Consider the following 15,838-nt stretch of genomic DNA (forward strand, 5'->3'; position numbering starts at 1 on the left):
CCTCCATAATTATTTTTTATATTATATTTATTAAATTTATTAGGGTAATATTATGTTTTTAATTTTATACAATTCATCCAACTTTTCAAATTTATCTAACTCTTTCGCATACTTAAAACATTTAATTCTCCATTTTTCTAAATCCTGATGGTTAATTTCATATAAATGTTCCATATCTAAGTTATAATTAACATTAAAATTTTGTTTACTTACAAATATCTCCCTAGGTGTTTTTCTAATTAATTTCGCTGCTGCAATCTCCATGTATATCCACGGTGATTGAGTTTTTTTTATTATATCCGAGGCTTTAATTAAATTTGGAGTATTAAGAAAAAATAAGCACTCCGCCTTATCCATCATCATAGCCAAAGCAGTACATAACATCATATGAACATGACTGGTAGAATAATTTCTTTTTACATAATCATAATGTCCATCATCTGTTAAACAATATTTATTATCTATTTCCTCAAGTAAATTTTTACAATAACCCCATACACAAGAATCCACAAAAGCACTTAATTGAAAGTTTCTACTTAGCCATCCCGATAAAGCAATTGCCATATCCTTATCCTTATATGAGTGAGAAATAAAAATATCTGCATCAATTTGTGGAAACCAATCTGATTGAATATTGGAACCATCCAAAGAACCATCTTTTAAAATAAAATTATCTAAGCTTTTTTTAACTTTTTTTCTATTCATATTAAACGTTTTTTTGCCAGTACTATAACAATAAATATCATCGTCATTAAATAAATTTTCATCAACGTTTAGTTTAAATCCTACAAACATAATATATCTCCCTCTTTCATTCACCTCATCTTCAAATAAAAAATTTTGATTTATTACTATACCAGATACAAAAATTAACTTATAGCATTGAAAACAATAAATTAATCTTGCAAGTAATATTTTACCATATTTTTACTATTTTTTCTATGTGGATTTTTTATTCACTTACTAACCTTTTTAGATTTTAAGTAACTCAAAAATTATAACATCTATTTTAAAAAAATAACCTATTTAATAGCTATACAAAATATGATTATTATATAAGATAATTTGTGCAAAAAATGAAAGGTGGATTTTTTCATGCCATATTGTTTGTATTTAAGAAAATCTAGAGCAGACATGGAAGCAGAATCTAGAGGTGAGGGTGAAACTCTTGCTAGACATCAAGAAATTTTGTTATCTTTATCCCAAAATCTAAAGCTTAATATAACTAAAATATACAAAGAAATTGTTTCAGGAGAAACTATTGCTGCTAGACCTATTATGCAGCAGCTTCTTTTAGAAATTGGAGAAAATTTCTGGGATGGAGTTCTTGTTATGGAAGTGGAACGTTTGGCTCGTGGTGATACTATGGATCAGGGTATAGTTGCTCAAACCTTTAAATATTCAAATACTAAAATTATAACGCCAATGAAAATATATGATCCAAATAATGAATATGATGAAGAATATTTTGAATTTGGGTTATTTATGAGCCGTAGAGAATATAAAACCATAAATAGAAGATTGCAGCGTGGAAGAATTCAATCTGTAAAGGAAGGTAAATTTCTAGGAACAAAACCTCCTTATGGATATATTAGAAAAAAGATTAAAGAAGGGAAAGGATATACTCTGGAAATAAATGCAGAACAAACTGACATAGTGAGGTTAATATTTGAACTGTATGTAAAAGGTGAAAAACAACAAAATGGAGAACTTAAAAAATTAGGAATATCACTTATAGCTAAAAAATTAAATAACCTTAAAATCCCCCCAATGAAGGGTGATGTATGGGTTAACTCTTCTATTCAAGGAATATTGCACAATCCTGTATATATAGGTAAGATTCGATGGAACTGCCGTCCTGAAAAGAAGAAAATAGTTGGAGGTTATATTAAAAAGCAGCGTCCTAGAGCAAATCCCAGGGATTGGCTTCTTGTTGATGGACTACATGAATCTATAATTGACACTGATACTTTTAATATTGCACAAGAGCTCCTTGCAAATAACTCATTAAATCATTGTCCAAAAAAACGACAAATAAAGAACCCTCTCTCCGGTCTAATTATATGTGGCATTTGCGGACGTAAAATGATACGCAGGCCATATATAAAAAGAAATCAACCAGAAACCCTATTATGTCCAAATACAGCATGTTCTAATATAAGTTCACAACTATCTTATGTTGAGGAAAGATTGATAAAAGCTCTTGAAAATTGGCTGAAAGATTATAAGTTTTATTGGAAATTAGAAAATGATGAAACTCCCAATGAAGATGTTCAATTAAATATAAAAAAGAAGGCTATTAAAAATTTAGATAAAAAATTAAAAAATCTAAATAAACAATTGAATAATATATACAACCTACTGGAACAAGGCATCTATTCAACTGATATGTTTATTAAACGTTCCACAATTATTAATAACAAAGTTAATACAACTGAAAAAAGTATGAAAGCCCTTCTTGATGATTTACATTTTGAAATATTAAAAAATGAAAATGAAAAAGTAACTATTCCCAAGGCTGAAAAAATACTTGAATTGTATACAGTTACAGAAGATCCATCCCTAAAAAACCAGCTTTTAAGAGAACTAATTGTTAAAGCTGTTTATATAAAAAAAGTAAATGGGCGCTGGCATAACAATCCAGATAACTTTGAACTTATTTTATATCCTAAACTCCCTACAAAATCTTGATAACTTACAACATTGCGGCACAGAAGAATTAGCACATTTAGAAATGGTAGGTTCTATAGTTCACCAGCTTATGAAAGGTGCAAGTATTGAAGAAATTGAAAAAGCAGGAATGGGTGCTTACTATGCAGATCACGGAAAAGGTATTTACCCTTCAAGTGGTTCGGGTGTTCCATTTAATGCCTCATATATTCAATCAAAAGGTGATCCTATTGTAGATCTCAATGAAGATTTAGCTGCTGAACAAAAAGCAAGAGCTACTTATGAATATCTAATAAATATGGCTGACGATCCTGATGTTATAGAGCCTTTAAAATTCTTAAGAGAAAGAGAAGTTGTTCATTATCAAAGATTTGGTGAAGTTCTTAGAATTGTTCAAGAACGCTTACAAGAACCTCATTTGTTTATAATGCCTAATATAAAACAGACTTATTAACTACTTGTAAATAACTAAAATTTCGCACACACAAAATTTTCACTTAACATAAGCATATTGCTAAGAAAATCTTTGCATGTGCGAAATTTCAATAACTAATAAATACTATCTTTTGTAATTTTCTAAATTATTTATCTTTGTATCATGAATTTTATAAAACATAGTTACCATTAACATAGATCCTATTAGTGCACAAAACATATCCCATTGAGTATCCAATTTATCTCCTTGATACTCCAATAAATCCTCTGGGGCTCTTTTATACACAATGCATGCTGCACCTTCTAATATTTCATAAAAACCACTTATTGCTAAACAAATGCAAACAACAATTATAGATAATATTATCCCTTTTTTTAATTTGATCTTTCTTATTAATAGTTCTCTAATAATAAAAGCTGGTATAAATCCCTGCATAAAATGCCCAAATCTATCGTAATAGTTTCTTTTTAAATTATATGCTTGCTTTATTGAATTAAATATAGGTACTCCGCTATATTTATAATGTGCTCCAATCAGCATTATTATTATTACAATTAAAATAAGTTCATAAACAAAGTCCGTAAACTTAAATTTATTATAAGTAAATATAAGTATTATAACTCCTATAAAAGCAGGTAAGAATTCAAAAAACCATGTAGAATAATTTTGAGGATGAATAGCTGATATAATAGAACATAAAACAAATAATATTAACAAAATTAAATGCAGTTTTTTAGGTTTACTATCTTTTTTCATTTTAGTCATAAAAATGCACTCCAATTATATTTCTACTGCAAATCTTAAATAATTTTTTAGTATGTAAATTATACAAAAACAAGTGTATGAAAAGTATATTTATAGTATGTTCTATATTATAAAAAATATAATTAAAATTCAATGTAACAATATTTATAAAAGCTGCATATTATGTATTGTGTATATTTTTCAGGAGGTAACCTATGTATTGTTATACTCATGTAAATCAATTTACTTGTGTTTTTAATGAACTTCAATTATGGACCCACATTTCAAGTGATCATCCAAACTTTTTAAAGACTGTGGCTAAACTTTCTGGTGTTAACCTTCCAGCACCTATGGTAAATAATCTTAATAGTATTCATAGAATGTTTTCGAAATTGCATAATGATGTAATGTACTTGAAGAGAATCGTAAATTCCAATCCTACTCTATATGCTAGAAATATTGCCAATGTAAGAAGATTAATTGATGAATTTATACTTCATGACAGGCATGCTTTGTCATTTTATCCACAATTGCTAAGACATGGACGAGGAAACGCTGCTTGGCAGGAATTAGTTAAACATATCATTGATGAACAAAATTTTATGCTTGAGCTATTTACAAACTTAAGGCAGCAAATACGATAATGATCTTAATCAATAATACTTACTAGAGCTTTAAACTATCATACTTAAAATAGTAAATAATGAAAGCTATGAAATTAATGTGTAAATATTTCATAGCTTTTTAGATTAAAAATATATTTTAACTTCATCCTTTAATTAATGTTTTCCTGCCAATTCAGATTCTTTTCTAGGATTTGCAAAGCTTGGTTCTGTAGGATTAGGGTTTTGATAGAATCTACCTGGTGTTGATAAATCAAAGTACAATTTTGAGTCCTCTGTAACTCCAAAGTTCTTATTTGATCCAGTATCTTTAACATTATTAAGAGCTTCTCTAAATAATGCATTATGTGCCTCTTCTCTTTCTAATAAAAAGTTTATAGTTTCTCTAACATATTTATCATTAACTTGACGATAAAGATATTCGTATACAACCTTTGCTCTTTGTTCTGAAGCAATATTAGAAAGTAAATCTGCTACCAAATCACCAGTTACTGTTACATAGTTTGCTGTCCATGGTTCTCCAGAAGAATTAGTTAACACTGGTGATAATCCTCCAAGAACATGTGTTTCAATTTCTCCGCTAGTTACAGTATTAAAATCCACTGCATGACCATTTAGCAAATTGATAGTTTGCGCTACCATTTCCATATGGCTCAATTCTTCTGAACCTATATCTAAAAATAAATCTTTAATTGCAGGATCCTTTATTCTAAAACTCTGAGATATATATTGCATAGCAGCCTTAAGTTCTCCATTGCCGCCACCAAGTTGTTCTTGCATTAATACCGCATATTGAGGGTTTGGTCTTTCTACCTTAACATCCTTAAGCAATTGCTTTTCATGTTTAAACATTTAGATCACATCTCCTTTTTATATTCCTAAATATAATATTTCATAAATGGATATATTAAATGCATACTGCAAGTGAAAATTTTTCGGTAATTTTAGGTATATTAAAATAGATTCAGCAAAAAATACACACATAAATCTAGCTTTATAATATGATCTTATATAATTATTGGAGGTGTAAGTATAATGAAAAAAAGTATTAAAACAGTATCAGTTATTTTATTTATCATAGCAATCTTTTTAGGTATTAAGAGCTTAGTTAAAACAAGTGTTGGTAAACTTGATACATATCTTTCAATAAATTTAAGATTAAATAAACTACTTAATCCTAAGTCAATTGATAATAAATCTATAAAACAAATTAGGGAAGCTTTAAATACTCAATCCATTATATGGTCCAAAAAACCCATACCATTTTCCAACATTAAAAATGTTACTGTTTCAGAAAACTCTAAGAAGATATCAATACGTATATATACACCTAATAGTAACAATAAACTTCCAATAGTTATTTATTCACATGGTGGCTTTTGGATTGGAGGCGACCTTGATACTCATGATGCTGTTTGCAGAAAGCTTTCTCAAAATTCCAAGGCAATAGTTATCTCTGTCGGCTATCATCTTGCTCCAGAAAATCCTTTTCCTATTGCAGTGGACGATGTATACACCATACTCAATTGGACTTATAAAAATGCAGAAAGTATAAATGGGGATAAGAATCATATAGCTGTTGCAGGAGACAGTGCAGGTGGAAATCTTTCTACTGTAGTTTCTTTAATGTCAAGAGATAAAAACGGTCCTCCTATAACTTGTCAGGTGTTAATATATCCCTCCACAAACATATTTGAACTAAATAGTAACTCTTGGTCACAATTTTCTAATACTATTAATCTTTCAATAAATGATATGGAAAAGTATATATCACTCTATATTCCTAAAAAAGAAGATAGAAAAAGTACTTATGCTTCTCCTCTTTTATCTAAAGATTTAAAAAAATTACCTGATACTCTTATAATAACAGCAGAAGTTGATCCTTTAAGGGATGAAGGTGAAGCTTATGGAAACAAATTAAAGGAAGCAGGAAATAATGTAACTATCACTGAATACAAGGGTGTCTCCCATGGATTTATTACAATGGATAAAATCACAAGCAAAGCAGATGGAGCAATAAATCAGATTTCATTATATTTACAAAAAGAATTTAAAATTACCAAACCATAACCATAAAAATACCATATGTAGATTTAATTTTTGTAAATCTATATATGGTATTACTTTTTAATGACAATTTAAAACAAAGTATGGATTAAGCATACTTGATTTACTGTTTTCTTTATATATGCCTAAGTTATCATCATAAATTCTTATTTTTTATTTTGTCTAGATTTTTCATTTAATTGTCTTGCTTCTTGTAAATCATCAGCATTAATTCCGCTGTTCATTCCACCACTTACAGAACTACTCATTGATCCACCAGATAAATTTGATCTAGATTGTTCATTTAATGCTCTTGCTTCCTGTAAATCAGCATCATTCATTCCACTAGTCATTCCACTAGTCATTCCACTGCTTACTGAGCTAGTCATTGATCCTGAAGATGAATTTGATCTAGATTGCTCATTTAATACTCTTGCTTCCTGTAAATCAGCATCATTATTAGTTCCACTAGTCATTCCGCTGCTTACTGAACTATTCATTGCTCCACTAGTTGAATTTGCTCTGGATTTTTTATTTAGTTCTTTTGCTTCTTGTAAATCGCCTTGATTGTTATTCATAATAATTTTACCCCTTCCGTTAATATATATATTTTTAAACAAAAGCGCTTTGGTAAACCAAGGGAACTTAATCCTTAATTCCAATATTATATTACCCATCTATTATTTATATATTCATAAATTAGCACAGGCATAAAATCTCAGCTGCAAATTTTACAAGAAGTTAAAATTCATCTTTTATAAAAATAATAACACTTGTTATTCAATTTTCTTATATAAAACAGAATTTCTGCTATAATCATGAGTATTTAAATACTCATGGAATCAATGTAAAACATTTCAACATTACCATCACTAAAAATAACAAATCCTCCTGATGGACTAAACCAATCACATTTACATTCAATTTCAATTGAGTCCTTAAACACTCTCAATCTTTTTAACTCTAATGAAGCTAACTTTTCTTCCCTTGTTCTAGCTTGAAAAATCCTTTTTGCTTTTTCCTTTCCTACTATTTCAGAAAAAGTCTTTTCAGTTTCATCTTCCAGCATTTCTTCTCTTTTACGTAATGCTGCTTCTTCTATGTTATAAGAAGTTTTATCAATATTATCTATTAGATATTTTTTATACAATGCTTTTTGTCCATTTTTTACTTTTTCAGCTTCATCAGCTCTAAGAAGCTCTGGATTTTCTCTATGGAACTTCACTAAGCCTTCACTCATTAGTCCCATATTAAAATTTTCATAAATTGAATTATAAATATCTATCTCTGCCTTAGCAATGTTTTCTTTATTATTTATCTTAAATGTTACTCTATCCTTTAACAACCAATAGTCTTCTTTATATGTAATTTTTCCATATACTTCATCATTAAATGTTTTCTTTGCCATATGTCATTTCTCCTTTTACGCTTCCCTAGATAACTGATCAACTCGTTTTAATACTTTTGGCATTCTATATTCACCATTTAGTTCTTTTATAAATTGTGCAGCATCATTTAAATCCAAGTTAGCAGCACTAACATACAAAGGTTTATTACTATTTCCACGATATACTTCTAAATAATTTGTGCTATCCTTAAAAAATGTTTTTGCTACCCCTATAATAGGTATTTTGCAATTTAAAGCTTCATATAAATATCCACCTAATCCTTTTTTACTATCATTAAGCCAAACAAAACTATCAACAATAATAAAATCTAAATTTTCTTTTACCTTCTCCAAAACTTTTAATATACATGGCAGTTCTCTTTTATAAAATTGTCCTGGGATATACTCATTTATCTCGTCAATTAGCACATTATACTCCGCTAGAATATGTTCCTCTTCATCTTTTTGAAAAACAACACAACTAGCTTTTGCATAATTTTCATAATAATAAACATCAAAACATGCTGCAATTACACTTTTCATTACTCTTATCCTCCTAAAATTTATATATTTCATATATAGGATATCCAACTGCCACTTTCAATTTATCTCTAAATAACTTTTTAATCAATTCCACTGAAGAGGCATATACAATTTTATTTTCTGTTCCATCCTCATACCTTTTTACAGTTAAAAAAATTTCATCATTTTTATCCTTTAAATAAGTACTGCAGCTATCACAAGCCTCGTCTATCTTTATCAAAGAATATTCTTTGCTAGCCTTCCATTCATTTAAATTGCTATCCTCAAAGCTTGCTCTAGCCCATTGTGACTGCTTTTCTAAAAAATAATTTTTTACTGCATCTTTCTCAATAAATTTTTCAATTGAATCTGCTAGTAAATATGGTTTATTATCATTATACTCTTTACCATAAATTCTTCCTTTTGAATCTATTACCATATATATTGATTCATTATAATGGTATGTTGCACAAACAAAATAATATTCCCCATCTATTTCTTCTGCATCTACATAATAATCATAATCCATTGTACGTGGATTAAACTGAGAACTTATCATTTCTAAGGAAAATCCTTCATTAGATTTTCCTAGCCTATATGATATGCCAGCATATAACTTTTGAAATCTTAAAACACTATCATATGCTGGATATCCATTATTCTTTAACCCCTTAAATAAAACTTCATCATCTTTAGGTACCTTTTGTTTTTTTGATTTATTAAGCATATCAATTGCTCTAGTACTTAAATTACACATTTTACCCCTCGTCTCAATTTATCCTATTATCCTGCAATTTCTGCTGAGTCGAAATTTCCATTTATATTTCCACTGACTATGATGCAGTGTCCTGCAAACAAGCCTCCATCAAAAAAGAAAATCTCAAACTCACCTTTAGGATAAACACTTATGGTATCTAGCCCTATGGATTCAATAAACATTTCTTCTGTAACCTCGTCAATATCATCTTCTTCGTCAATCCAGTCATTTGCAAGATCTAAAAGCTCACTTACAGCATATTCTCTAATTTTATCACTCCAGTGCTTTTGATTTTTGAAAAGCTCATATGCAGTTTTGAGAGAAGCTTTCATTGTTTCTTCCTCATCTAGATCAAAATATAATCGTCCTTTTTCTCCTGCCCAAGTGGTATCAGTCTCAAAAAGCTTAATGCCCTTATCTAATTTAAATTTTCCAAGGAGTTCATCTTCATAAAATACTGGCTTTAGATCTTCCAGCAATATATTTTTAAGTTCCTCATCCTTGTAATCTGCATCTATAAGCTCCACCAGCATAAAGGATTTTTCTCCTTTTCTAAGTTTAAGTTTAATTATAGAACTTTCCTTAATAGTTTTTTGCCATTCCTTTAAACCTTTATCATCAGTAAGCCAGGCTAGTCTTACTTCCTTTTTTACTAATGGTTCACTGCTGTTTAAATCTTTCCAGGCAATAAGATCTATGGAAGCTTCCCATAACTCCTCTCCTCCTGCCTTGCCTGCACCAACTCCTAAAGAAGCTGTTACAGCAGCCACCTCAAATATCTCCTCTGAAAATCTATTTTCAAAGCTTTTTAGTTCGCTATTTTTTTTACTCATAACTTCCTCCTATTTTAGCTAACGCTGCTTTTTCTATCAATCTCACTAAACATTAATAATTTTGTACTTCTCAAGAACATATGGTAAATTAGCAAACTTATTTAAATAACTTTTTTAAGAATCCTTTAAGGCCCCTTTCATTATCTTCAACCTTAGTTTTCATTTCCACTTTTTCATCTTTCCCTATTACTTTAGAACTTTCATTATTTGTACTAGCTTGTTCAATTTTTCTTTTTTCCAAAACTATCTTATCTAAATACTCTTCAACTTCAGCTTCATTTAACCTTGATATAATTGAAACTTGTGGTTTCAGCGCATCATGTAGTGGTGAAAAGTATGCTCTATCCCAAATACGTTCTTTTAATAAATTATCTCCAATTAAAATTATCCTTTCACCAAGAATAGGTGGTGTATGCTTTGGCATTAATTCTCCATACACCCACTGCTCAAGCGGTACATTTTTGCTTAATGTTTTATCTAAACTAAGAGCAGACCATATGTAATATCCAAATATAGCCTTGTCCTCTGCTTTTTCAGAACTATCAGGAATTACTACAGCTCTTGCCACATCTACTGCCGTTTTATTTAATAAACCTTTATCTAAGCCTAGTTCATCACTAACCTTTTCTATAAATTCTCCTTGAAGTAAAGTAAAAAAGTGAAAATAGTTTTGCACTCCGTCTACTTTAATCTTATATCCTTTCTTTTTATCTGGATGTATTACAGTCATTTCTAAGTTATCTGTAAGTTCCATTATTTTTTGAATGTAATATATGTTTTTTACCACATCATTAGTGACAATGCTTAATAAAACAGGTATATCTTTATCATTTTTTAGTTTTTCTCTTTCTAACGAATTTCTTGAAAGCATTGTCATAGCCGCCATTATTAAATAATCTATGATTTGATAGCTTACATAAACCTTCACTCTTTTATGTAAATCTTCCTCTTCTTCTTTTTTTGTTATACTTGATGCTATCGATATTAAAGCTTCTTTCATTTTTTCAATTACATGAGAAATTACTATGTCTTGATTACCTCCGAATTCAACTAATGCACCACACACATGACAAAGAAGGTTAGCCTTAATTTCATTATAGGTATTAAATTCTTTTGATATTTGTGATAACACAGCATCTATTACACCTTTATTTCTGTCGCAATACTTAACTAATTCTAAAATCTCACTTTTATAAAAAAAGTTATTTTCGTCTTTTATATCTCCAATTTTCCCAAATCCTTCTTTCATGAATCTTGTAAAGTTATCCATTATCGCATTTAATTCACTGTTCATTTATTGTTCTCCATTCTTTAAAGCACTCATACTTCTTATTATCATCTTAAATTTTTCTTTTCAAAATTAATCATTAACTCTTATTTACAATACATTCTTAATAATCTTCAGCATCCCATTGATCTTTGCTTTCTTCATATTCTGATCGCACAGCTTCTAAAAATTCTATAATATCCTTATATACTGCTCTGCCTATATCTTCTCCACCCTCATGATCCCAATATGTAAATGATAAACCATCATCCTCAGGTGTAAACAAGCATAACCAATAGGAAAAGTATCCATCAAAACCAAAAGAAAAAAAGCCTTCACTTTTAAAAGGTTCAGCTTTTGAATCTTTTAATGAGTTTTCAATAGAATATATATATCCAAATGGTAAATCAACCTTTGAATATTCAGCATAAAACTCTCTTAAAGCTTTGGGTGCTAACGATAAGGTCTTTTCATCATAAATACTTTTAGTAAGTTCTACCTTATCTCCATATATCTCAAGCATTTCCTTCATATATTCACTAATTCTGCTCATTACAAATCTCTCCTTTGCATAGTTATCTTTTGAAATCCTATAACAAATTAAAATTTAATTTGTTTGATGACATCAGCTCCAGCTTCATTCAACTGAAACACTCTTCCACTTCCAGAAATAATTTGTTCTGATTCTTTAATAAAAGCATATGAAAATCCCTCATCTAAATCATGTGCATACTTTAAATCTCCTGTTCCAGCATTATAGCAATAAACTACATAATATGGGGTTGTCCTTGGAGAATCATATTTATATACTATTCCACAAACATAGTTATATTTCTTTAAATATGAAATACTGACAAAATGCTCATTCTTATTGTTATCTGCTTTCCACATAAGTAATCCTTCAGTATTATATACATATAATCCTTCACCAACAGTTGAACATGCAAATCCATTTGGCAAACAGCAGACACCTAAAATTAATTTTTCTTTCTTTGGTTCTATCCTGTAGTTATTATATTTTATATAATAATCATTCATAATTATATCACTGCCATATTTGTTATATATAATGTTCTTTGCTCCATTTGTTTTAGATATTATTTTTCCCACTGCTAAATCTAGTATAAAAGTCTGGCCTTCATTATTACTTACAAATAAATTTTCATCATTTCCAGTAAAGCTTATTCTTTGAATATGTTTAATCTCTTTAATATTCCAAATAATTTCTCCACCTTTTGCATCATATAATGTTATCCCAAACCTATTATAGGCTGCAGCTGCACAAAATTGACCATTGTCAGCTATAGCCAAGCGTTTACCACCTAATTCATATTTTGTTTTTAAATCCATAACCTTTTTATATGTTCTCATGTCCCAAATTTCAGTATCTTTTTCAGCTGCCCCTGCAATAACATAATTTCCATCTATTGAGGAATACAGTTCATAAACTTTCATAAAGCATTCATTCCTTTCAATGTGCTCAAAACACAAAATATATTAAAATAATTACAAACTACTCCTCATCATCCAAGTCAAAAAATTTCCAGGATAATGATCCATCAATAAACTTAGCAGGACTTTTCATAAATTCGCTCCAGGTCATTTCTTTAATAAAACCAAACATTCCATGTTCCATGTCTAAACATGCAAAGCTTTTATGTTCTGGAATCCAGGATATTACTCCTATATTATCATAATCATCTACATCATATACCAAATCAACGAGAGTCATATCTTTCCACTTAAATGTTCTTACTTCATCAAGAGCATAAAATTCAACATAATTTGTCCACTCAGATTCTTGTAAGTCTATTCTTCTATTTTCAGAACCTAAAAATTCAATAACATCATTAGGTAATTCTAATTTTTTTAATCTTTCAATACACCACTCACGTTCATGCCATTCTTTAGGTTCATAACTTTTAACAAGCTCCAGTATTTCTTTATCATGCTTTCCTATAGACTTATCAAGAGCTCTATATCCCCATCTATCATTAGCTGCCTCTACTGCTTCATTAAAAGGTCTATATCCCCATTTATCAGTTATTGACACATCTGCACCATTTTCTAATAAAAGCTTAACAATATCTAAATTTCCACGAATTACAGCCCACTGCAGCGGAGTAGGCTCATTTGCAAAATCCTTACTCATGTTGTTATAATTTATATCTGCTAGGTCTTTACTTATAATTAACTGAACTAAATCTAGTTTTCCTTTTTTTGCTGATTCTCTAAGCGCATCTCCAAGTTCACTAGGGGCATTGCATTTTTCTATTTCTTCCTTATTTAAATTCATTTTTTAACCCCTTCCTATTCAATACTAATTCCTTGTTTTTTCATTGGCTCTAAAACTTCTTCATCAACCATGCTAATAAGCTCTACAGCTTTTAAATTTTTAGCATGCTCAAAACCTTTTATTGATTTAACATCAAAATAACTATCTTCTCCATCCCAATCAGGTTGTATATATCCATAAATTTCATTGCCACCATCAAAGCATAATTCTGTAATTTTATTTAAATCTTTTTGTTCTATATTTAATTCAGAAAAGAATTTAAGCATTTCTTCTATAGGTCCTACATCTGCATACCATTCATAATTTTCAGTGTACTCCTCAATTAATGCTTTTAATTCTTCTTCAAAGGATGGATTTTTATCTAACAAAGCATCAATTACTACAAGTTTGAAATTAAAATCTTCAAATATTCCCGATTTATCTGTATATCTTGTCATTTTCAAAAACTCCTTTTTACTCCATATTAAATTACAATTTCTCCAGGATGTCCGTTAAGAATAATTACTTTTTCATTTATAATATCTTCATCATCTTCTATTTGCAATCAATTACTATTTTTCACTTTTGTCATTCACAATAAAATTGCTCTTTCCTTGGGCTTTGTAAAGACAATCTATTATTTCAGAAATATAATCATAAAATGTTTTTCCGGTTCTATATATACTCCCTAAATCATCGTCCCAAATTTCTCCTACTTCCCAATTCTCATCAATTAGAAAAACTAAAGCTTTACCAGAAGGATCACACCCAAATTGTAATACTCTCTCTTCAAAATCCAAAAATTCTAAAAGACTCTCATCATAAAAATCTTCAATTTCACATAAATCCCCAAAAATAGTGCAAAACTCTTTTCCAAAACTTCCTGCTCCTATTTTTGAAAGATACTCAAGATACTCCTCAGGAATTTGAGGATACTCTTTTCGAAGTTCTTCTATCTGCTTTTTAGAGTACAATTCTCTTTCTTCTTTATGTGAAATTAGTTGAGCATCTAATTGGTCTATATATTTTAATGCCTCAAGTTCTCTTTCATATCTCACAATATCACCATCTCTTTAAATCTTATTTCTCTAATTTATTAAGTTCTTTCCAAATGTAAACCCCCTAATAAGGTCCAAACTTATTAAATATTCCTTAAATTAACAACTTATTATAATTTTAATCCTTACAATTAAATATTTTAAATACAGGATTACTTGATATCATAAGCATTCTTTCAGCACTCTCTCTAACATTAGCTTCATCGAAATCCATACAAACCACTTTAAAGTCTCTAGCTTTTGGTATTAAATGATATTCTTCAGTATCTAAAAATTCAATAAGAGCTTGTGAAAATATATTAAGTAACTTGAAACTCCAATCCTCATCTTCCATCAATATCTCATATTTTCCTTCTCCAAAATAACCATTTTCCGCATAATTTTCAGAAGCAAAATCAGCATGAGACCATTCTACAGGAATATAAGCACTGTTTAATGCATTGTCCTCTCTATTCATTAGCTTCTTAGCTAAGCTAGAAATATTATCATAGTTTTTAAATGCTTTTTCAAAGGCACTATCAAAATGTTCCTCTGTCTCTAAGCACAAATTAATAGTGCCGTAAAAACCACTTACATCAAAACCAAAAGCTTTATATATATTTCCACAATTTTGCCTCAGAAAATTAAGAACCTCAATTTTTGCAAATTCAACGATTTTTTTCCTTAATTCTAAGTAATTAACCTCCATTTTCCACTTCTCCAATTCTAAATTATTATTTTCTTTAAAATTTTCAAAACATATATCTTATTTCATTATTACAATCTCTTTCTTAAAATTTTTTCCTTGTATCCTCGCCATTCTCATCCATTAACATTTGTTCTCTTATATATTGTTGAAAGGTTTGTCCACATACGTGTAATTCTTCACAATCATGCCAAAACTCAGCAACTTTCCACTCTTCTTCAATAAGGAATCCTGAAAAATCTCCACTAAAGTTATCTCCAAAAACTAGAAACTTCTTATCTTCCAAATCATACAAGTCATACCCTGTAAGATCCTCTATAGTTTCTAAAGCTCCATGAACTACAAATTGACATTCCCTAAAAGATCCTGTTCCTATTTCTTTAAGATAGTCCAAATAATCCTGAGGTATACATAAGTACTGATCAACTAATTCCTTTATTTGTGCATCTGTCCATTTTTCACGACTGTTCATTTCATACTCTTTTTTATCTTCCACTTTTTCTAAAAAACTAATTTCTTCTTTATATCTCATAAA

20 protein-coding genes are annotated in these 15,838 nt (G+C 29.3%); 4 read left to right on the forward strand and 16 right to left on the reverse strand.

Annotated features, from left to right (window positions below):
* Window positions 1–39: 39 nt before the first annotated feature.
* Window positions 40–795 (reverse strand): hypothetical protein, encoded by a 756-nt coding sequence (locus Q6H37_RS16710; RefSeq protein ID WP_318734204.1) that lies wholly within the window; start codon window positions 793–795, stop codon window positions 40–42.
* Between the two features lie 300 nt (window positions 796–1,095).
* Between Q6H37_RS16710 and Q6H37_RS16715 the strand changes: the two genes are divergently transcribed.
* Both Q6H37_RS16715 and Q6H37_RS16720 read left to right on the forward strand, forming a co-directional pair.
* A complete protein-coding gene (locus tag Q6H37_RS16715) occupies window positions 1,096–2,691 on the forward strand; it encodes a recombinase family protein (protein WP_318734207.1) in 1,596 nt (531 codons plus the stop codon).
* Window positions 2,621–3,124 carry a manganese catalase family protein gene (locus Q6H37_RS16720; protein WP_318734211.1) on the forward strand — a complete coding sequence of 168 codons (504 nt, stop codon included), beginning with the start codon at window positions 2,621–2,623 and terminating at the stop codon, window positions 3,122–3,124. The genes Q6H37_RS16715 and Q6H37_RS16720 overlap by 71 nt, the downstream gene beginning before the upstream one ends.
* A 105-nt stretch (window positions 3,125–3,229) precedes the next feature.
* Here Q6H37_RS16720 and Q6H37_RS16725 read toward each other — a convergent pair whose 3' ends face one another.
* The gene (locus Q6H37_RS16725; RefSeq protein WP_318734213.1) at window positions 3,230–3,871 is read right to left on the reverse strand and encodes a DUF2238 domain-containing protein; all 642 of its coding nucleotides are present in this window, start codon (window positions 3,869–3,871) and stop codon (window positions 3,230–3,232) included.
* A gap of 194 nt (window positions 3,872–4,065) precedes the next feature.
* Between Q6H37_RS16725 and Q6H37_RS16730 the strand changes: the two genes are divergently transcribed.
* Window positions 4,066–4,494: a DUF2935 domain-containing protein gene (locus Q6H37_RS16730; RefSeq protein WP_318734215.1), complete on the forward strand. Its 429-nt coding sequence runs from the start codon at window positions 4,066–4,068 to the stop codon at window positions 4,492–4,494.
* A 135-nt stretch (window positions 4,495–4,629) separates the two neighbouring features.
* On the opposite strand, the gene Q6H37_RS16735 is transcribed toward Q6H37_RS16730, so the two are convergent.
* Window positions 4,630–5,325 (reverse strand): manganese catalase family protein, encoded by a 696-nt coding sequence (locus Q6H37_RS16735; protein ID WP_007060339.1) that lies wholly within the window; start codon window positions 5,323–5,325, stop codon window positions 4,630–4,632.
* A gap of 183 nt (window positions 5,326–5,508) precedes the next feature.
* On the opposite strand from Q6H37_RS16735, the gene Q6H37_RS16740 reads away from it, so the two are divergent.
* The gene (locus Q6H37_RS16740; protein ID WP_318734222.1) at window positions 5,509–6,543 is read left to right on the forward strand and encodes an alpha/beta hydrolase; all 1,035 of its coding nucleotides are present in this window, start codon (window positions 5,509–5,511) and stop codon (window positions 6,541–6,543) included.
* A gap of 143 nt (window positions 6,544–6,686) precedes the next feature.
* On the opposite strand, the gene Q6H37_RS16745 is transcribed toward Q6H37_RS16740, so the two are convergent.
* From Q6H37_RS16745 to Q6H37_RS16805, 13 genes are all read right to left on the reverse strand, one after another.
* A complete protein-coding gene (locus Q6H37_RS16745) occupies window positions 6,687–7,097 on the reverse strand; it encodes a hypothetical protein (protein ID WP_318734225.1) in 411 nt (136 codons plus the stop codon).
* A gap of 248 nt (window positions 7,098–7,345) precedes the next feature.
* Entirely contained in the window at window positions 7,346–7,927 is a 582-nt protein-coding gene (locus Q6H37_RS16750) for a hypothetical protein (protein ID WP_318734226.1), read from the reverse strand.
* Between the two features lie 15 nt (window positions 7,928–7,942).
* The gene (locus tag Q6H37_RS16755) at window positions 7,943–8,449 is read right to left on the reverse strand and encodes an endonuclease V (protein WP_318734229.1); all 507 of its coding nucleotides are present in this window, start codon (window positions 8,447–8,449) and stop codon (window positions 7,943–7,945) included.
* 13 nt (window positions 8,450–8,462) lie between these two features.
* The gene (locus tag Q6H37_RS16760) at window positions 8,463–9,185 is read right to left on the reverse strand and encodes a hypothetical protein (protein WP_318734231.1); all 723 of its coding nucleotides are present in this window, start codon (window positions 9,183–9,185) and stop codon (window positions 8,463–8,465) included.
* A 26-nt stretch (window positions 9,186–9,211) separates the two neighbouring features.
* The gene (locus Q6H37_RS16765; RefSeq protein ID WP_318734234.1) at window positions 9,212–10,018 is read right to left on the reverse strand and encodes a DUF2262 domain-containing protein; all 807 of its coding nucleotides are present in this window, start codon (window positions 10,016–10,018) and stop codon (window positions 9,212–9,214) included.
* Between the two features lie 97 nt (window positions 10,019–10,115).
* Complete coding sequence (locus Q6H37_RS16770; protein ID WP_318734236.1) at window positions 10,116–11,312, reverse strand: hypothetical protein; 1,197 nt, start codon at window positions 11,310–11,312, stop codon at window positions 10,116–10,118.
* Window positions 11,313–11,409: 97 nt separating this feature from the next.
* Window positions 11,410–11,838: a hypothetical protein gene (locus tag Q6H37_RS16775; protein ID WP_318734239.1), complete on the reverse strand. Its 429-nt coding sequence runs from the start codon at window positions 11,836–11,838 to the stop codon at window positions 11,410–11,412.
* 47 nt (window positions 11,839–11,885) lie between these two features.
* Window positions 11,886–12,740 carry a WD40 repeat domain-containing protein gene (locus tag Q6H37_RS16780; protein WP_318734241.1) on the reverse strand — a complete coding sequence of 285 codons (855 nt, stop codon included), beginning with the start codon at window positions 12,738–12,740 and terminating at the stop codon, window positions 11,886–11,888.
* A 58-nt stretch (window positions 12,741–12,798) separates the two neighbouring features.
* Window positions 12,799–13,581, reverse strand: a complete 783-nt coding sequence (locus Q6H37_RS16785; protein WP_318734244.1) for an ankyrin repeat domain-containing protein — start codon at window positions 13,579–13,581, stop codon at window positions 12,799–12,801.
* A 14-nt stretch (window positions 13,582–13,595) separates the two neighbouring features.
* Window positions 13,596–14,018 carry a DUF6892 domain-containing protein gene (locus Q6H37_RS16790; RefSeq protein ID WP_318734246.1) on the reverse strand — a complete coding sequence of 141 codons (423 nt, stop codon included), beginning with the start codon at window positions 14,016–14,018 and terminating at the stop codon, window positions 13,596–13,598.
* Between the two features lie 114 nt (window positions 14,019–14,132).
* Complete coding sequence (locus tag Q6H37_RS16795; protein ID WP_318734249.1) at window positions 14,133–14,618, reverse strand: hypothetical protein; 486 nt, start codon at window positions 14,616–14,618, stop codon at window positions 14,133–14,135.
* Between the two features lie 118 nt (window positions 14,619–14,736).
* The gene (locus Q6H37_RS16800) at window positions 14,737–15,306 is read right to left on the reverse strand and encodes a hypothetical protein (protein ID WP_318734252.1); all 570 of its coding nucleotides are present in this window, start codon (window positions 15,304–15,306) and stop codon (window positions 14,737–14,739) included.
* 82 nt (window positions 15,307–15,388) lie between these two features.
* Complete coding sequence (locus Q6H37_RS16805) at window positions 15,389–15,835, reverse strand: hypothetical protein (protein WP_318734254.1); 447 nt, start codon at window positions 15,833–15,835, stop codon at window positions 15,389–15,391.
* Window positions 15,836–15,838 lie beyond the last annotated feature (3 nt).

The sequence above is a fragment of the Clostridium sp. JS66 genome (genome assembly GCF_033561535.1).
Classification (GTDB): Bacteria; Bacillota; Clostridia; order Clostridiales; family Clostridiaceae; genus Clostridium_AM; species Clostridium_AM carboxidivorans.